Genomic DNA, 18,989 nt, shown 5'->3' on the forward strand with positions numbered 1-18,989 from the left:
GGCATTCGGCGTGCTCAGGTCGGGAAAAATATTTGATCCGGCCTTGCACGCCGCTTGACGGGGATAACAGTATCTACCGCACTAATCAGACGAACCGGACCGCTGGACAGGCGTAGGTTGGATTAGCGCAAAGCGCGTAATCCAACAAACACGGGCGCGCCGGGTGTTAGAGGGATGCCATGTCGATGACGAAGCGGTACCGCACATCGCTCTTGACGACGCGCTCGAACGCTTCATTGATATCCTGGATGCGGATGATCTCGATGTCGGACACGATATTATGCTTGCCGCAGAAGTCCAGCATTTCCTGGGTTTCCTTGATCGAGCCGATCATGGAGCCGGACAGGCTGCGGCGCGCGCCCACCAGGCCGAAGGCGTTCACGGGCGGCACGGCGCCGTCCGGGATGCCGACGATGACCATGTTGCCATCGACTTTCAGCAGGTTGATGTACTGGTTCCAGTCAATGGCCGCGCCCACCGTGCAGATGATCAGATCAAACGTGCCGGCCAATTTGCTGAACGTTTCCGCGTCGTTGGTGGCGTAGTAGTGGTCGGCGCCCAGGCGCAGGCCGTCTTCGCGCTTCGACAGGGTCTGGCTCAGCACCGTCACTTCGGCGCCCATGGCGTGGGCGATCTTGACGCCCATGTGGCCCAGGCCGCCCATGCCCAGGATGGCGACCTGCTTGCCGGGGCCGGCCTTCCAGTGGTTCAGCGGCGAATACAGCGTGATGCCGGCGCACAGCAGCGGCGCGGCCGCGTCCAGCGGCAGGTTGTCGGGAATCGACAGCACATAGCCTTCCTTGACGACGATGCTGTCCGAGTAACCGCCCTGCGTAGCCGTCTTGCCGTCCGCTTCCAGGCCGTTGTAGGTCTGGATCAGGCCTGGCATGTACTGTTCCAGGTCCACGTTGCGCGTCTTGCAGGTGGTGCAGGAATCGACGAAGCAGCCCACGCCCACGTGGTCGCCCACCTTGAACTTGGTCACATTGGCGCCGACGGCCGTGACGACGCCGGCGATTTCATGGCCGGGCACCATGGGGAAGGCAGCGCCGCCCCATTCGTCGCGCGCCTGGTGGATGTCGGAATGGCACACGCCGCAGTATTTGATCGAGATGGCCACGTCGTCTTCGCGCGGGGCGCGGCGCTCGAACGTGAACGGTTGCAGTGCGGAAGTCGGGCCCAGTGCGGCGTAGCCTTTGGCGATGGTGGTCATGAAAACTCCTGTATCTGTAATGTGTGGCGAGGGGTGACGCGTGCCGTGCATGCGATTGCACAAGTGTGCCCGAGATGCCCGTCCGCCGTTACCGCGATCCTGCAAGACCTTTGCACGATCCTCCAAATCTGCGTAAGATCAGCCCCTGCCCTCCCTCGCCTCACGCATACTGACCTCCATGCCCACGCCACTTACTCCGCAAGATGAAATCGCCGCCCTGATCATCCGCCACGCGCCGCGCACGGGCGACTTCACGACGGCCATCGGCAACCTGACGTTCCACCGCCAGTCGTCCGTCACCGAATCGCTGTTCCATGCAGCGCGCCCCAGCGTGGCCATCATCGCGCAGGGCGCGAAGGACGTCACCCTGGGCAGCGAAACCTTCCACTACAGCCGCATGCAGTATCTGCTGACGTCCGTCGACCTGCCCGTGCAGGTGCGCGTGGTGGAGGCGAGCGTGGAGCAGCCACACCTGTGCGTGGTGCTGGGCATCGACATCGCCGACGTGGCCGCGCTGCTCGACAGCGAAAGCGCCAGCGGCGCAGCCGGCGCGGCGCAGCAGAAAATCCTGCCCGCCACGCGCGGCATTTCCGTCAGCGACGTGTCGGCCGAACTGCTCGACGCCATGCTGCGCCTCGTGCGCCTGCTCGACAAGCCGGAGGAAATCGCCACCTTGGCGCCCTTGATCCGCCGCGAACTAACCTACCGCCTGCTGAACGGTCCCGTCGGCGCGCGCCTGCGCCACATGGCGCTGGCCAGCAGCCAGTCGCACCAGGTGGCGCAAGCCATCGACTGGATCAAGCACCACTACGCGCAGCCGCTGCGCATCGAGCACCTGGCCGGCATGGCGAACATGAGCATGTCGTCGCTGCACCACCACTTCAAGGCGATTACGGCCATGACGCCGATGCAGTACCAGAAGCTGCTGCGCCTGCAGGAGGCGCGGCGCCTCATGCTGGTCGAGCAGATCGACGCGGGCACGGCCGGCTACCGCGTCGGCTACGCCAGCGAGTCGCAGTTCAGCCGCGAATACAGCCGCCAGTTCGGCCGCGCGCCCATGCGCGACGTGGGTCAGGTGCGCGCGCAGCTGAGCGGAGCCAGTGCCAGCGCTGACCTGGCCTATTCCGTCTTGCCGTAGCCGCCGCCGCCCGGCGTCTCGATGACGAACACGTCGCCAGGCTGCATGGCGGTCTTGCCGATATGCGCCAGCTGCTCCACCGTGCCATCCGCGCGCTCGACGTAGTTGCGTCCCAGCGCGCCCGCCTCGCCGCCGTCCATGCCGAACGGCGGAATAATGCGGTTGTTCGACAGGATGGCCGCCGTCATCGGCTCAAGGAAACGCACCCGGCGCACGCCGCCATTGCCGCCGTGCCAGCGCCCCGCGCCGCCGGAACCGGGACGGATGCTGTAGCTGTCGAGCCGCACGGGGAAGCGCCATTCGAGGATTTCCGGGTCCGTCAGGCGCGAATTGGTCATGTTCGTCTGCACCACGTCCGTGCCGTCGAAGCCGGGACCGGCGCCCGAGCCGCCCGATATCGTCTCGTAATACTGATATTGCTCGCTGCCGAACGTGAAATTGTTCATCGTGCCTTGCGAGGCGGCCATCGCCCCCAGCGCGCCGTACAGGGCGTTGGTGATGCAGGTCGAGGTTTCCACGTTGCCCGAGACGACGGAGGCCGGGTACTGCGGATTGAGCATGGAGCCGGGCGGGATGACCACGGTCAAGGGCTTCAGGCAGCCCGCATTGAGCGGTATCTCGTCGTCGACGAGGGTACGGAACACGTACAGCACGGCCGCCATGCAGACGGCGGACGGCGCATTGAAATTGTTCGGCAGCTGGACGGACGTCCCCGTGAAGTCGATGACGGCGCTGCGCTGCGCCACGTCCACCTTGATCGCCACCTGGACGCGCGCGCCGTTATCCAGGTCCAGCGCGTAGCTGCCATCCTTCAAAGTGGTGATGACCCGGCGCACGGCTTCCTCGGCATTGTCCTGCACGTGGCCCATGTAGGCTTGCACGACAGGCAAGCCGAAATGCGCGACCATGTTATGCAGTTCGTCGGCCCCCTTCTGGTTGGCCGCCACCTGGGCGCGCAGGTCGGCCAAATTCTGCTGCGGGTTGCGCGCCGGCCAGCTGGCGCCCGCCAGCAGGGCCAGGGTTTCCGCTTCGCGCAGCAAACCGGTGGCGCCGTCGACCAGCTTGAAATTGTCGATCAACACGCCCTCTTCCTCGATGCGCGTGGAATCGGGCGGCATGGAGCCGGGCGTGGTGCCGCCGATATCGGCATGGTGGCCGCGCGAACCGACATAGAACAGGATGGCGTCGCCCGCTTCGTCAAACACGGGGGAAATGACCGTCACGTCGGGCAAATGCGTGCCGCCGTGATACGGGTCGTTCAGCATGAAGACGTCGCCGGGCCGCATGGCGCCCGCATTGCGCGTCATGACGGTGCGGATGCTCTCGCCCATGGAACCGAGGTGCACGGGCATGTGCGGCGCATTGGCGATCAGGTGGCCCTGGGCGTCGAAGATGGCGCAGCTGAAATCGAGCCGCTCCTTGATGTTGACGGAATGGGCCGTGTTCTGCAGGCGCAGGCCCATCTGCTCGGCGATCGACATGAACAGGTTGTTGAAAATTTCCAGCATCACGGGGTCGGCATTGGTCCCGATGGCGACACGCTCCGGCACCGCGACGACTCTGCGCAAGATCAAATGGCCGTGCGCCGTCACTTCGGCGCGCCAGCCCGGCTCGATCACGGTGGTGGCATTGGCGTCGCTGACGATGGCCGGGCCGTCGATAGTATCGCCGGGCCGCAGGCTGTCCGCCCCATACAGGCTGCTGTCGCGCCACGCGCCGGCGCAGTACATGGCCACCGTCTGCACGGGCGCCAGCGCGCCTTCACGGGGCGCATACGCGGGCGCGGCCGGTTCCGGCGCATCGGACGCGCCGATGGCTTCCACGGAAATGGCTTCGACGATCAGGGCGCGCGCCGGCATCAAAAAGGAAAAGCGTTTTTTGTAGGCCGCTTCGAATTGCGCCTGCATGCCGGCGGCCGTATCGAACAGCACGACGAGGGCCGTATCCGTGCCTTCGTAGCGCAGGTGCACGCGATGCACGAGCACGATGCGCTCCCCTTCCACGCCCTGGCGCAGCAAGTCGTCGCGCGCCTGCGCGCCCAAGGTCTCGAAATGGCGCGCCAGGTCCACGCCCAGGGCCGCCTCGATGGCCCGTTCGCGCATGGCGCTCTGGTCGGCCAGGCCCATGCCGTAGGCCGACATCACGCCCGCCAGGCTGTGGATGAAGACCGTGCGCATGCCCAGCGCGTCGGCCACGAGGCAGGCATGCTGGCCGCCCGCGCCGCCAAAGCTGGTGAGCGTATAGTCGGTGACGTCGTGGCCCCGCTGCACGGAAATCTGCTTGATGGCGTTGGCCATATTGCCTACGGCGATGGCAATATAACCTTCGGCCACCTGTTCCGGCGTCGAGTCCACCGTGCGCGCCAGCGCTTCAAACTGGGCGCGCACCGTGGCCGCATCCAGCGCTTCATCGGCGTCGGGGCCGAAGACGCGGGGGAAGAAGGCGGGCTGCAGCTTGCCCAGCATGACGTTGCAGTCGGTGACGGCCAGCGGGCCGCCGCGCCGGTAGCTGGCGGGGCCGGGATTGGCGCCCGCGCTGTCCGGCCCCACCTTGTAGCGGGCGCCGTCGAAATGCAGGATGGAGCCGCCGCCGGCGGCCACCGTGTGGATGCTCATCATCGGAGCGCGCATGCGCACGCCGGCGATCTGCGTCTCGAACACGCGCTCGAACTCGCCCGCGTAATGGGACACGTCGGTGGACGTGCCGCCCATGTCGAAGCCGATGACCTTGTCGAAACCGGCCAGCGCGCTGGCGCGCACCATGCCGACGATGCCGCCGGCGGGGCCGGACAAAATGCTGTCCTTGCCCTGGAAGGCGCGCGCATCCGTCAAGCCGCCGTTCGACTGCATGAATTGCAGGTGCACGCCGGGGAGCTCCATCGCCAGCTGGTCGACGTAGCGGCGCAGGATCGGCGACAGATAGGCGTCAACGACGGTGGTGTCGCCGCGCGCCACCAGTTTCATCATGGGGCTGACCTCGTGCGACACGGACACCTGCGTAAAGCCCGTTTCGCGCGCCAGCTGCGCCAGCCGCGCCTCGTGCGCGTGGTAGCGGTAGCCGTGCATCAGCACGATGGCGATGGCGCGCACGCCGCGCGCATGCGCGTGTGCCAGCGCGGTGCGGGCAGCCGCCTCGTCGAGCGGCGTCACCACCTCGCCATGGGCGCCCAGGCGTTCATCGATCTCGATCACGTCGCCGTACAGCAGTTCCGGCAGGAGGATCTGGCGCGCAAACAGCTGCGGGCGGTTCTGGTAGGCGATGCGCAAGGCGTCGCGAAAACCGCGCGTGATGGCCAGCACGGTGGGCTCGCCCTTGCGTTCGAGCAGCGCATTGGTCGCCACCGTCGTGCCCATCTTGATGGCGCCCACCTGCTCGACGGGCAGCGGCGCGCCGGGCGCAACGCCCATCAGCTGGCGCATGCCGGCCAGCGCCGCGTCGCGGTACTGGCCCGGATTCTCCGACAGCAGCTTGTGCGTGGCCAGGCTGCCGTCAGAACGGCGCGCCACGATGTCGGTAAAAGTGCCGCCCCGGTCGATCCAGAATTGCCAGTCCATCGTCCTGCCCCCGTGCTTATGTGAGATGGCTATTGTAGCCGCCAAACAGGGACGCGTTTCAGGCGTGCGCGCCTTGCCTTTCACCCGCTTCGGCCTTATGTTGAAGACATGCTGACTAACGGAATACGCTCCATGACCCTGATCGACTCTGCAACACCGCTGTACGCCATCGCCGAACTGCGCGCCATCGAACAAGCGGCCATGCGCGACCTGCCGCAAGGGCTGCTGATGCAGCGCGCGGGCCAGGCCGCCGCCAGCGCCGCCCTGAAGCTGCTGCACGCGCAGGAAGACGGCGACGCGGGCCACCGGCGCGTACTGGTGCTGGCCGGCCCCGGCGACAATGGCGGCGATGCGCTGGAAGCGGCCGCGCACCTGGCCGGCAGCGGCCTCGAAGTGCTCGTCTGGCTGGCGCCCGAAGCACCGGCCACGTCGCCCGAACGCGAACAGGCCCTGAGCCGCGCGCGCAACAGCGCGGCGCGCTGCATGGAAGCGACGACCAGCATGGCCTCGGCCGCCGTGGGCGCCGCGCCGTGGGACCTCGTGATCGATGGACTGTTCGGCATCGGCGCGTCGCGCCCGCTGGAAGGCGAATGCCGCGACATGGCGCAGCTGGTCAACAAGCTCGACTGTCCCGTGCTGGCGCTCGACGTGCCCAGCGGACTGCACGCGGACACGGGCGCCATCGACGGCGTCGCCATCCGCGCCACGCACACGCTCACCTTCATCGGCGACAAGCCGGGCCTGCACACGGCGAATGGCCGCGACTACGCGGGCGAAGTGGAAGTGGCGGCGCTGGCCATCGATCCGTCCCTGCTGCCCGAAGCCAGGGCCCAGCTGGGCGGCCTGCACCTGTTCGCGCGCCAGTTGCAGCCGCGCCGGCAAAATACGCACAAGGGCAGCTACGGCAGCGTGGCCGTCATCGGCGGCGCGCAAGGCATGGCCGGCGCGCCCATCCTGGCGGCCCGCACGGCCCTGCATGCGGGCGCGGGAAGAGTCTACATCGCGTTTCCCGATGCACCGCCCGCCTTCGACAGCGGCCAGCCTGAACTGATGTGCCGCCGCGCCGAAGACGTGGATTTCTCGGGCCTGCACTTTGCCGCGCTGGTGGCGGGGCCGGGCCTGGGCGACGACGCCGATACGGTGGAACTGCTGCAGCGTGCCATTGACAGCGACAGCCCGCTGCTGCTCGATGCCGATGCGCTGAACCTGATGGCGGCCGAACCGGAGCTGCAATCGGCGCTGGCCGTGCGCACGGGCGCGGGCGCGACGATATTGACGCCGCATCCGCTGGAAGCGGCCCGGCTGCTCGACATGACAGTCGCCGAGGTGCAGGCCGACCGCCTGGGCGCGGCGCGCCAGCTGGCCACGCAGCTGGGCGTGATCGTCGTATTGAAAGGGTCGGGCACGGTGATCGCCGCGCCCGATGGCCAGGTGGTCGTCAACAACACGGGCGGCCCCGCCCTGGCGACGGCCGGCACGGGCGACGTGCTGTCCGGCCTGTGCGGCAGCCTGCTGGCCCAGGGCTGGCCGGAATGGGAAGCGGCGCTCGGCGCCGTCTGGCTGCACGGCGCGGCGGCCGATGCGCTGGTGGCGGCAGGCAGCGGCCCGATCGGCTTGACGGCGGGGGAATTGATCCCGGCGATACGCAGCTTGATCAATGCTTTGTCGGCATAGGCATGCGGTGTGGTGGCGTTGGATTACGCTGCGCTAATCCAACCTACGGCCCGGAAGTCGGGTAGGTCGGATTAGCGCGCAGCGCGTAATCCGACAATCACCACCAGCAATCACACCAGCCTGCCCGCCGCAATCGTGATGGTGCGGCCGCAACGGGCCGCAATTGAACTGTCGTGCGTGACGAGCACCAGGGTCGAACCCCGTTCACGGTTCAGCTCGAACATCAGCTGGATCACGGCCTCGCCCGTGGCGGCGTCCAGGCTGCCCGTCGGTTCATCGGCAAACAGCAGCGGCGGCTCCGTCACGAACGCGCGGGCCAGGGCCACGCGCTGCTGCTCGCCGCCGGACAGGTATTTCGGATAGTGTTTCAGGCGGCTGCCCAGGTTGACTCTGCCCAGCATGGCTTGCGCCTTTTCCTTCGCATCGGGGTCGCCCCGCAATTCCAGCGGCAGCATGACGTTTTCCAGCGCCGTCAGGTGGGCCAGCAGCTGGAAGGACTGAAACACGAAACCGAGCTTTTCCTTGCGGAAACCGGCGCGGCCGTCTTCGTCGAGGGCGAAGATATCGGTACCGTCGAGTACCACCTTGCCGTCGCTGGGCGTGTCCAGTCCCGCCAGCAAACCCAGCAAGGTGGACTTGCCGGACCCGGAGGCGCCGACGATGGCCAGCGTCTCCGCCGTTTGCACGGTAAAATCGACTTGATGCAGGATGGTCAGCTCACCATCGGCATCGGGTACGCGCTTGGCCAGCTGGACCACTTCGATGGCCGGCCGGGCATTTTGGCTGTTTTGACTGTTGAGTGTGGCGGGCCGCTGGGCCGCCGCGTCGGACGGGAGAAAACTGGTGGAAGTCGCTTTAGGGAATTCGGGCATGCTGATCTATCTTAAAAAATTTCGTGAACAAATAAGTATCAAGGGCGGCAACCGCCTGCGGCGGCGCACGCTGTCCCTGCTTCCTGCGGCAGCCCTGCTGCTGGTATCGAGCATGACGAACGCCTATTCTGCACCAAAAACGCTGCTGGTGCTCGGCGATAGTCTCTCGGCCGAGTATGGGCTGGCACGCGGTACTGGCTGGGTGGCGCTGCTGGAACAGCGGCTGCAAGCGCAAAAGAACGACACGCGCATCGTCAACGCCAGCATCAGCGGCGAGACCACCAGCGGCGGCCGCGCCCGCCTGCCCGCGCTGCTGGCCAAGCACCAGCCCGATGTCGTGCTGATCGAACTGGGCGCCAACGACGGCTTGCGCGGCTTGCCTGTGGCGGCCGCCGAAGCGAATCTGCGCGCCATGGGCGAAGCGGCAAAAAAATCGGGCGCGCAGGTGGTACTGGTGGGCATGCGCATGCCGCCCAACTATGGCCGCGCCTATGGCGAGCAGTTTTATGGCGTGTACGGCAAGCTAGCCAAGGAATGGAAGGCGCCGCTGGTGCCCTTCATGTTCGAAGGCATCGCCGACCAGCCGCAGCTGTTCCAGGCCGACCGCATGCACCCGAATGCGAAGGCGCACCCGACCATCCTGAAAAACATCTGGCCGCGGCTGGCGCCGTTGCTGGGGGCGAAGTAAGCCGGTTCATAAGCTCACTCAATTTTCACCCCTAAGGCCGAACTGCCGGGGTCGGACCCTGAGGGTCCGACCCCAGTCTTACGCCGGTGGGTTAAATAAAGTTCCCGACTCACAGACAAAAAAATAGCCGCTCAAGAGCGGCTATTTTTATGCGTGGAAACTAAATCTTACGGTGCCGGCGCTGGGGCCGCTGGTGCGGTGACCGGTTTGACGATCTTCACCTTGGCCTTGGCTTTCAGGTATTCGACGTAGTCGAACATTTCCTGTTGCGCCAGGATGCCGCTGATCTGGTCTTTCTCTTGCTGGCGGCGCGCCGCGTCCACTTGCGCCGGCTGCTGCACCTTGGCGATGCGGTAGATGCCGTAGCCCAGGGCTGGCAAGTCCACGCCCACGTACGCTGGCAGCTTGCTCGTGTCCGCCTTCATGACTTGCGCGATGGCGGCGCGGTTGATGCCGTCGAGCTTGCTGCGCGACACCCATTGCGCTGCGCCGAAACCGCTCGCATCACCCGAGGCTTTCAAGGCGGCCAGCTTGGTCTCGCCCGCTTTCTTGGCCAGCTTTTCCGCTTCTTCCATGGTCACGCGCTGACGGATCATCGCTTCGACTTCGGCCAGCGGACGCTTCGAGGCGGGCTTGAATTCCACCACGCGGCCGGCGATCAGCACGTTCGGCGCGACGGTGACGGCTTCCGTGTTGCGCTTGTCTTTCAGCGAGTCGTTCGAGAAGATGGCGGTGAGGAACTTGGCGTTGTTGAACGGCGCCTTGCCCAGTGCCGGCGACGGCGTGCGCGACAGGTTGGCGGCGGTTTCCACTTTCAGCTTCAGCTTGTCGGCCACCGGTTTCAGGCTGTCCGATTGCTCGTAGACCGTGTTGGTGAACGTTTCCGCCATTTCCGAGTATTTCTTGGCAGCAAATTGCTTGCGCAGGTCGGCCGTGATTTCGCCGCGTACTTCGTCCAGCGCACGCACGTGCTGCGGCTTGAGCGAGGTGACGGTCAGGATGTGGTAGCCGAAATCGGAAGCGACGACGTCGCTGATTTCGCCTTGCTTGAGCTTGCTTACAGCGCTCAGCAACGGTGCCGGCAAGCCATCCTTGCCGATCATGCCCAGATCGCCGCCCTGTTCGGCGGATGCCGGATCTTCCGACTTGGCTTTCGCCACGGCGGCGAAGCTGGCAGGCGCCTTGCGTACTTCCGCCAGGATCGCTTCGGCCTTGGCCTTGGCGGCGGCCTTGTCGGCGGCCGATGCATCTTTCTTGACGGCGACCAGGATGTGGCTGGCCTGGCGCGCTTCTGGCGTCGTGTAGGCTTTCTGGTTCTTCGCGTAGTAGGCAGTCACGTCAGCGTCGCTGACGTCGACTTGCTCGCCCGCAGCGCTGTCGTCGAGCACGACGTATTCGATCTTGGCTTGTTCCGGGATTTCGAAGAACTTGCTGTTCTTATCATAGAAGGCCTTGATCATGGCGTCCGTCACTTTGACTTCCGGCACGTACTGGGCGATCGGCAGCAGCAGTTCCTGCACTTCACGCTCTTCCGAGGTGATGTCGGACAGGCGCTTGGAGACGGTGTTCGGCGCGAAGGCCGTGCCTTGCACGGCGCCGGCCAGTTGCTGCAGGGCCAGGTCGCTGCGGCGGCGCGCATCGTATTGCTGTGGGGACATGCCTTGGGCGGCCAGCATGGCCTTGTAGCGTTCCAGGTCGAATTTACCGTCCGGCAAGGTCAAGCCTGGGATTTCCAGCACTTCCTTTTGCAGCACGGCATCGCTGATGACCAGGCGGCTACGGCCCACTTCGGCGGCCACGGCGCGCTCGGCGATCAGGTTGTCGAGGATGCTCTTGCGGGCTTCCGGCGTGTCAAACATTTTCTGGTCGAACTGCTCGCCCATCATCTGGCGGTAGCGGTCGATCTGCTGGCGTTGCGCTTCTTCATATTGCTGCTGCGTAACGACCTGGTCGCCGACCTTGGCGATGGTGTTCGCGCCATCGCCGAAGCTTTGGTAGCCGCTGATACCGACCAGTGCAAAAGACGGGACGATGACCAGCATCAGAAGAAACTGCATCAAGCGTCGATGGGTACGAATAAATTCAAACATGGTCAGCCAATTCGGGATGAGTGGATCACTATAAAAAAAGGCGAACATGCGTTCGCCTTGATTTCTTCGGCGGAATGGACGGGACAGATGTCCACTTCCCCTTTAGATTCAACAACTTGGCGCTGGAACTAAAGCAGGATTCTGACGCCCAAGCCATTATCTCCTGATTCTACAATGCCCATAGCGCTATAGCAAGGGTAAATCAGGGCGCGCGCCCTGCCCTGGCGCCGCCTGAACGGCAAGGCGCCGACCCAGGCATTAAACCGGGCGCAGCTTAAAGCGGATTTAAATCGAGGTGCGTTTTATTCAAAACGGCAGGACGGGATTCTAAAAGACGGCGCACCGAGATAATCTGGTGCTGAAAAAGAAAAACCCGCGCTACTTATTCAGCAGCGCGGGCTTCTATATTCTGGCGGAGCGGACGGGACTCGAACCCGCGACCCCCGACGTGACAGGCCGGTATTCTAACCAACTGAACTACCACTCCTTAAGAGCGTATTTTTTTGGCGGAGCGGACGGGACTCGAACCCGCGACCTCCGACGTGACAGGCCGGCATTCTAACCAACTGAACTACCACTCCGAAAAATACACAGTACTGCTTGCATTTGCATTCAAGGCTGCAATTCGCAGAACGTCAACCTTGAAATCGCGGCACCCGAAGGCGCCGCCAAATGTTTCCGGTGATTGTCACCTCACCGAAGTCCGTTAGTTTACAGCATCCTTCAAAGCTTTACCAGCTTTAAATTTTGGAACTTTTGCTGCTTCGATCGTGATCGCTTCTTTGGTACGCGGATTGCGGCCGGTACGTTCAGCGCGTTCGCTGACCGAGAAAGTGCCAAAACCAACCAGCGTTACGCTGTCGTTGTTTTTCAAAGTTTCCGTCACGCCGCCGATAACAGCGTCGAGTGCGCGCGCAGCGGCGGCTTTGGAAATGTCAGCTTTTTCAGCAATGTGGTCGATCAATTCAGTCTTGTTCACTAGCATCCCCAATTACAAAGGTATAAAACGTTTACCGTATCGTTGCGGCACTTTTGGCACCACAGCTGTCCGGCGAAAAAAATGTGCAGGCGTATTAAACAAGCCACACTGTATATGTGTCAAGCGCTTTGGGGGCGCAATTCACGTTTCAATATAAAACAAGCGCTCTAAAAGCGCTTGTTTGGGGAAAACAGGGGTAAAACGTTAGTGTTTTACTACCTCGCCGGCCGCGTCAGGCTTGGCCGCGGCGGCCGTGACAGCCTCCACCGCAGCGACGTCCGCCAACGCTTCAGGCATGCGTTCGAGGGCGATTTCCAGCACTTTGTCGATCCAGCGCACGGGCACGATCTCCAGTTTGTTCTTGACGTTGTCCGGAATATCGGCCAGGTCTTTCACATTCTGCTCTGGAATCAGGACCGTCTTGATGCCGCCGCGATGCGCTGCCAGCAGCTTTTCCTTCAGGCCGCCGATCGGCAACACTTCGCCGCGCAAGGTGATCTCGCCCGTCATCGCCACGTCGGCGCGCACGGGAATGCCCGTGAAGACCGACACCATCGCCACCGTCATGGCCGCGCCAGCCGAAGGACCGTCCTTCGGTGTCGCGCCTTCCGGCACGTGGATGTGGATGTCGCTCTTCTCGAACACGTCCGCCTTGATGCCCAGGCGCTGTGCCCGGCTGCGCACCACCGTGCGGGCTGCCTCGATCGACTCTTTCATGACGTCGCCTAGCGTACCCGTGCGGATGATGCCGCCCTTGCCCGGCATCGACACGGCTTCGATGGTCAGCAGATCGCCGCCCACTTCCGTCCATGCCAGACCGACCACCTGGCCCACCTGGTTTTCTTTCTCTGCGACACCGAAATCATAGCGGCGCACGCCAAGGAACTTGTCCAGGTTCTTCGAGTTGACGATGACTTTCTTGTCGGATTTCTTCAGCAGCAGCATCTTGACCACCTTGCGGCAGATCTTCGACACTTCACGCTCGAGCGAACGCACACCGGCTTCCCGCGTGTAGTAGCGGATGATGTCGCGCAAGGCCGACTCGGCCACCGAGATTTCCTCTTCCTTCAAGCCATTGTTCTTGATCTGCTTCGGCAGCAGGTAACGCTGCGCGATGCTGGTCTTTTCATCTTCCGTGTAACCGGACAGACGGATCACTTCCATGCGGTCAAGCAAGGCTGGCGGAATGTTGTACGAGTTCGACGTGGCCACGAACATCACGTCGGAGAGGTCGAAATCGACTTCGATGTAATGGTCGGAGAACGTGTGGTTCTGTTCCGGGTCCAACACTTCCAGCAGGGCCGACGAAGGATCGCCACGGAAATCGGCGCCCATCTTGTCGACTTCATCGAGCAGGAACAAAGGATTGCGCACGCCGACTTTCGACAGCGATTGCAAGATCTTGCCCGGCATCGAGCCGATATAGGTGCGGCGGTGGCCGCGGATCTCGGCTTCGTCGCGCACGCCGCCCAGGGCCATGCGCACGAACTTGCGGTTCGTCGCGCGGGCGATGGACTGGCCCAGCGAGGTCTTGCCGACGCCCGGAGGACCGACGAAGCACAGGATAGGCGCTTTGAGCTTGTCGACGCGCTGTTGCACCGCGAGGTATTCCAGGATGCGTTCCTTGACCTTGTCGAGGCCGTAATGGTCGCCTTCGAGCACTTTTTCCGCATTCGACAGGTCGTTATTGACCTTGGATTTCTTTTTCCAAGGCAAGTTGACGAGGGTGTCGATGTAGTTGCGCACAACGGTGGCTTCGGCCGACATCGGCGACATCAGCTTGAGTTTTTTCAACTCGTTGGTGGCCTTGTCGAGCGCTTCCTTCGGCATCTTGGCCGAAGCGACTTTTTTCTCCAGCTCGTCGAGGTCGGCACCATCTTCGCCCTCGCCCAGTTCTTTCTGGATCGCCTTGACTTGCTCGTTCAGGTAGTACTCGCGCTGCGACTTTTCCATCTGGCGCTTGACTCTGCCGCGGATGCGTTTTTCCACCTGCAGGATGTCGAGCTCGCCTTCCAGCTGGCCCAGCAGGTGCTCGAGGCGCTTGGCCACGCTGAAAATTTCCAGGATGACTTGTTTTTGCTCCAGTTTCAGGGGCAGATGCGCAGCCACCGTGTCGGCCAGGCGGCCGGCATCGTCGATGCCCGACAAGGATGCCAGGATTTCCGGCGGGATCTTTTTGTTCAGTTTGACGTACTGGTCGAACTGCTGCACGATCGCGCGGCGCATGGCTTCGACTTCCGACTCGTCGCCCGGCTCGGACTCGAGCGGCGTCAGGTCGGCGATAAAGTGCGTCGGCGCATCGCTGATGTGGTTGATACGGGCACGCTGCGCGCCTTCGACCAGCACCTTGACGGTGCCATCGGGCAGCTTCAGCATTTGCAGAATATTGGCAACACAGCCAATTTCATAGATATCCGAAGGAGACGGCTCGTCCTTCGCGGCTGCTTTTTGAGCGGCAAGCATGATGCTCTTGCCCTGCTCCATCGCAGCTTCCAGCGCCTTGATCGACTTTGGACGGCCAACGAACAGCGGTATCACCATATGCGGGAAAACGACGACATCCCGCAACGGCAATAACGGCAGTTGAGTTTGCTCAGTTAATTTGGAAGTTGTCATGGCGTACCTTATAGAAAGCGTGTTTACGATGTTGGCGCTCGCTGCCAAAACACAAGACCGGCGAGAATAAATAATTCTGTGAAACAAACATTTTTCTGTCTATTTCGCAAAACACACCCGCATGACGGTAATAAATGCAGTTTTCACAGTAAAAAAGCCACGCGCAGCTAAGCGCCGCGAGTGGCTTTCCGATTGAAGCCTGCACTCATTGATTTAAATTGTACTGCCATGCATTAAGGAATCAAAATCCTTTTTATGCATTTGTCTCGGCAGTAATCAATTTTCTCCGGAGGCCTTGGCAGTCTCTTGATAAATCAACAAAGGTTTGGCGCCACTGGTGATGGTATTTTCGTCGATGACGACCTTCACCACATTTTGTTCGCTCGGCAGTTCGTACATGACGTCCAGCAAAGCATGTTCCAGGATGGAACGCAGGCCACGGGCACCGGTCTTGCGCGCCAGCGCCTTCTTGGCGATCGCATGCAGGGCGGCCGGACGAATCTCCAGTTCCGCGCCTTCCATCTCGAGCAGCTTCGAATACTGCTTGATCAGCGCATTCTTCGGCTCGACGAGGATCTGGATCAGCGCCTCTTCCGTCAATTCCGCCAGGGTGGCGATGACGGGCAGACGGCCGACCAGTTCCGGGATCAGGCCGAACTTGACCAGATCTTCCGGCTCCGCTTGCAACATCAGTTCGCTGGCCGAGCTTTGCGACTTGCTGCGCACCGTGGCCGAGAAGCCGATGCCGCTCTTTTCGGAACGGTTGGCGATCACTTTCGACAGGCCGTCAAAGGCGCCGCCGCAGATGAACATGATGTTGGTCGTGTCGATCTGCACGAAATCCTGGTTCGGATGCTTGCGGCCGCCTTGTGGCGGCACGGACGCCATCGTGCCTTCGATGAGTTTCAACAAGGCTTGCTGCACGCCCTCGCCCGACACGTCGCGCGTGATGGACGGATTGTCGGACTTGCGCGAAATCTTGTCGATTTCATCGATGTAGACGATGCCGCGCTGGGCTTTCTCGACGTCATAGTTGCAGCTTTGCAGCAGCTTCTGGATGATGTTTTCCACGTCCTCGCCCACGTAACCGGCTTCGGTCAGGGTGGTGGCGTCGGCGATCACGAACGGCACGTTGAGCATGCGCGCCAGGGTCTGTGCCAGCAGGGTCTTGCCCGAGCCGGTAGGACCGACCAGCAAGATGTTGCTCTTGGCCAGTTCGATGTCGTCTTTCTTGCCCAGGTGCTTGAGGCGCTTGTAATGGTTGTACACCGCCACCGACAGGATGCGCTTGGCAGTCTGCTGGCCGATCACGTACTGATCGAGCAAGGCGGCAATTTCTTGCGGCGTCGGCAGGTCGGATTTGGTACCGGTCACCGTCTCGATGCTCGACGTTTCATCACGGATGATGTCGTTGCACAGGTCGATACACTCGTCGCAAATGAACACGGACGGGCCGGCGATGAGTTTCTTCACCTCGTGCTGGCTTTTGCCGCAGAACGAGCAATACAGTAATTTTTCGCCGCTAGAGGATTTTTTGTCTGACATAAGGCATTTTGGTTGGAACTGCATTAACAATATTGCAAAATCGCAAGCCGGAGTGCGGTAGTTGCCGGAAAGGCAGCTACCCATGGCGCAAGTCAACAACGTGCACAAGCTCCATGCTACCCGAAATAAAAGCGAAACGCCCGAACGTTTGATCGCCCGGGCGTTTACTTACTTGCTTAGCAATACCGGTAGGGGCTCATCAAGCGCGGCTGGTCAACACTTTGTCGATCAAACCATACTCAACGGCCTCGTCGGCGGACATGAAACGGTCGCGGTCGGTGTCCTTGGCGATCTGTTCGATCGTCTGGCCCGTGCGCTCGGCCATGATGCCGTTCAAGCGGGTGCGCAGGTAAAGGATTTCCTTCGCCTGGATCTCGATGTCGGACGCCATGCCTTGCGAACCACCGGACGGCTGGTGAATCATGATGCGCGAGTTCGGCAGCGAGAAACGCTTGCCCTTGGCGCCAGCGGCCAGCAGGAAAGCGCCCATCGAAGCAGCCATGCCCGTGCACAGGGTCGAGACGTCCGGCTTGATGAACTGCATGGTGTCGTAGATGGCCATGCCGGCCGAGACCGAACCACCTGGCGAGTTGATGTAGAGCGAGATTTCCTTTTCCGGATTTTCGCTTTCCAGGAACAGCAGCTGGGCGACAACCAGGTTGGCCATCTGGTCATTGACCGGGCCGACCATGAAAATCAAGCGTTCCTTCAGCAGGCGCGAGTAAATATCATACGAGCGCTCGCCGCGACCGCTTTGTTCCACCACCATCGGCACCAGGCCGAGCATCTCTGTGTCCAGCGCCGGATTACGGTTCATACCTGTCATTTCATTTCCTTGTGAAGCAGTTAGAGGGCGCCGCCCCGGCCTGACGGCCGGGAGCGGCATCCGGATACCAACTGGTTTACGCTTGTGCGTTGCTTCCCATCAGTTCGTCGAAAGCAACTGCTTTCGTCGTGACTTTCGACAGGCCCAACACGTAAGTGACGACGTTTTCTTCCAATACAAGGGCTTCGATCTCACCCAGACGACGACGGTCGCTGTAGTAGTACTTCAGCACTTCGCGCGGATCTTCGTAGCTTTGGGCGAAGTCTTCGATCTGCGCCTTGACTTGCTCAGGCGTAGCCTGCAGGTTGTTGTCGCCCACCAGTTGCGACAGGATCAGGCCCAGGCGTACGCGACGCTCGGCTTTTTCCGCGAACAGTTCTGCTGGGAAAGGCACGTCCTTGACGTTCATGCCGCGCTGCGCCATGTCCTGGCGGGTCATTTCGGCCAGGCGCTCGGAATCCTGAGCGATCAGGGTTTTTGGCACTTCCAGCTCAGCAACTTTGATCAGCGCGTCCATGACGGCTTCCTTGTTGCGTGCTTTTACGCGGCCAGCGACTTCGCGCTGCAGGTTGACTTTGATGTCTTCGCGCATTTTGGCCAGGTCGCCATCGGCAACGCCCAGCGATTTGGCGAATTCGGCATCGACTTCCGGCAGGTGCGCCCATTCCAGCTTTTGCAGCGTGATGGTGAACGAAGCGGTTTTGCCGGCCACGTCTTTACCATGGTAGTCCTCTGGGAACGACAACGGGAAAGTCTTCGACTCGCCCACTTTCAGGCCCAGGGTCGCTGCTTCGAATTCCGGCAGCATGCGGCCTTCGCCCAGCACGAAAGCGTAGCCTTCAGCTTTGCCGCCTGGGAATTCAACACCGTCGATCGAGCCGACGAAGTCGACGGTCACGCGGTCGCCGTTGGCAGCGATAGCCTCACCGCCGTCGCCGTGTTCGCCAGCTTCGCCCTTGGTGTGGAAGTGCACGCGCTGCTTGCGCAGGATGTCGATGGTCTTGTCGATTTCGGCTTCCGACACGTCGGCTTGCACGGTTTCGATTTCAACGGCCGTCAGGTCGCCGATGGCGACTTCCGGATACACTTCGAACGTGGCGTCGAAAGCCAGCTGGCCTTCGGCGGCTTCTTCTTTCGGCACGATGTTCGGGAAACCGGCCACGCGCAGATTGTTTTCGTTGGCGGCGTCGTTGAACGCGCGGCCGACTTTGTCATTCAGCACTTCGGATTCAATTTGGTAGCCGTATTGTGCTGCGACCATTTTCAACGGCACTTTGCCCGGACGGAAGCCCGGTGCCTTAGCCGTACGGGCTTGCACTTTCAGGCGCTTCTCAACTTCCGTGCGGACGTCCGTCAGCGGGAAGGAGATCGTGATACGACGTTCGAGTTTGCCCAAGGTTTCGACTGCAGTTGCCATGTAAAAAATCGTCCAAAAAATAAACACTGTTGGTGCGAGAAAAGAAGACCCGACCCCTTGCGCCATCACTGGCGCAAGACATGGGTCCAGCTTCACTCGCTCGCATATTCATCTGTAAAAGCACTGAAAACAGGACGATGGACCTGGTCTACCCGGCGGAGGGAAAACCCCGCACCAGGCACCAAACAATCCGCCGCTTCCAGTACTGCGACAGGGCTCCGAGCGTCCAACCCTGCTTCTCAGTAAATGCAGGGCCGGCCATCATTCGGTAAAGCGTGGCATTATAACAAAGGACTTCGGGAAAGTGGCTGGCTTTGCAGCCACGCCACAGAGGATACCGGCGGCGGCGAACGAATCGCTACAGCCTGGATGGCCCT

12 protein-coding genes and 2 tRNA genes are annotated in these 18,989 nt (G+C 62.1%); 3 read left to right on the forward strand and 11 right to left on the reverse strand.

Annotated features, from left to right (window positions below; genetic code table 11):
* Positions 1-166: 166 nt before the first annotated feature.
* Positions 167-1,213, reverse strand: coding sequence for an NAD(P)-dependent alcohol dehydrogenase (locus tag IGS60_RS20190; RefSeq protein WP_230505969.1), 1,047 nt, complete (start codon positions 1,211-1,213; stop codon positions 167-169).
* Between the two features lie 178 nt (positions 1,214-1,391).
* Here IGS60_RS20190 and IGS60_RS20195 point away from each other — a divergent pair, with 178 nt between their 5' ends.
* Positions 1,392-2,351 carry an AraC family transcriptional regulator gene (locus IGS60_RS20195; RefSeq protein WP_230505970.1) on the forward strand — a complete coding sequence of 320 codons (960 nt, stop codon included), beginning with the start codon at positions 1,392-1,394 and terminating at the stop codon, positions 2,349-2,351.
* On the opposite strand, the gene IGS60_RS20200 is transcribed toward IGS60_RS20195, so the two are convergent.
* A complete protein-coding gene (locus IGS60_RS20200; protein WP_230505971.1) occupies positions 2,333-5,905 on the reverse strand; it encodes a hydantoinase B/oxoprolinase family protein in 3,573 nt (1,190 codons plus the stop codon). The two genes, IGS60_RS20195 and IGS60_RS20200, sit on opposite strands and share 19 nt — an antisense overlap.
* A 132-nt stretch (positions 5,906-6,037) precedes the next feature.
* On the opposite strand from IGS60_RS20200, the gene IGS60_RS20205 reads away from it, so the two are divergent.
* Complete coding sequence (locus IGS60_RS20205; protein WP_230505972.1) at positions 6,038-7,579, forward strand: NAD(P)H-hydrate dehydratase; 1,542 nt, start codon at positions 6,038-6,040, stop codon at positions 7,577-7,579.
* Between the two features lie 110 nt (positions 7,580-7,689).
* Here IGS60_RS20205 and IGS60_RS20210 read toward each other — a convergent pair whose 3' ends face one another.
* On the reverse strand, positions 7,690-8,337 hold the full coding sequence (locus IGS60_RS20210; RefSeq protein ID WP_070218863.1) for an ABC transporter ATP-binding protein: 648 nt from the start codon (positions 8,335-8,337) through the stop codon (positions 7,690-7,692).
* 112 nt (positions 8,338-8,449) lie between these two features.
* On the opposite strand from IGS60_RS20210, the gene IGS60_RS20215 reads away from it, so the two are divergent.
* Positions 8,450-9,139 carry an arylesterase gene (locus IGS60_RS20215; protein WP_306798505.1) on the forward strand — a complete coding sequence of 230 codons (690 nt, stop codon included), beginning with the start codon at positions 8,450-8,452 and terminating at the stop codon, positions 9,137-9,139.
* Between the two features lie 167 nt (positions 9,140-9,306).
* On the opposite strand, the gene IGS60_RS20220 is transcribed toward IGS60_RS20215, so the two are convergent.
* From IGS60_RS20220 to tig, 8 genes are all read right to left on the reverse strand, one after another.
* Positions 9,307-11,229 carry a SurA N-terminal domain-containing protein gene (locus IGS60_RS20220; RefSeq protein WP_268994145.1) on the reverse strand — a complete coding sequence of 641 codons (1,923 nt, stop codon included), beginning with the start codon at positions 11,227-11,229 and terminating at the stop codon, positions 9,307-9,309.
* A 410-nt stretch (positions 11,230-11,639) separates the two neighbouring features.
* A tRNA-Asp gene (locus IGS60_RS20225) sits at positions 11,640-11,716 on the reverse strand.
* A 17-nt stretch (positions 11,717-11,733) separates the two neighbouring features.
* Positions 11,734-11,810, reverse strand: a tRNA-Asp gene (locus IGS60_RS20230).
* A 125-nt stretch (positions 11,811-11,935) separates the two neighbouring features.
* Complete coding sequence (locus IGS60_RS20235) at positions 11,936-12,208, reverse strand: HU family DNA-binding protein (RefSeq protein ID WP_010398442.1); 273 nt, start codon at positions 12,206-12,208, stop codon at positions 11,936-11,938.
* A gap of 204 nt (positions 12,209-12,412) precedes the next feature.
* Positions 12,413-14,824 carry an endopeptidase La gene (gene lon / locus IGS60_RS20240; protein ID WP_034751007.1) on the reverse strand — a complete coding sequence of 804 codons (2,412 nt, stop codon included), beginning with the start codon at positions 14,822-14,824 and terminating at the stop codon, positions 12,413-12,415.
* Positions 14,825-15,100: 276 nt separating this feature from the next.
* Entirely contained in the window at positions 15,101-16,369 is a 1,269-nt protein-coding gene (gene clpX, locus IGS60_RS20245; RefSeq protein WP_010398446.1) for an ATP-dependent Clp protease ATP-binding subunit ClpX, read from the reverse strand.
* A gap of 199 nt (positions 16,370-16,568) precedes the next feature.
* Entirely contained in the window at positions 16,569-17,195 is a 627-nt protein-coding gene (gene clpP / locus IGS60_RS20250) for an ATP-dependent Clp endopeptidase proteolytic subunit ClpP (protein ID WP_034787300.1), read from the reverse strand.
* Positions 17,196-17,271: 76 nt separating this feature from the next.
* Entirely contained in the window at positions 17,272-18,612 is a 1,341-nt protein-coding gene (tig, locus tag IGS60_RS20255) for a trigger factor (protein ID WP_046685568.1), read from the reverse strand.
* Positions 18,613-18,989 lie beyond the last annotated feature (377 nt).

The sequence above is a fragment of the Janthinobacterium sp. FW305-128 genome (assembly GCF_020858135.1).
GTDB lineage: Bacteria > Pseudomonadota > Gammaproteobacteria > Burkholderiales > Burkholderiaceae_D > Janthinobacterium.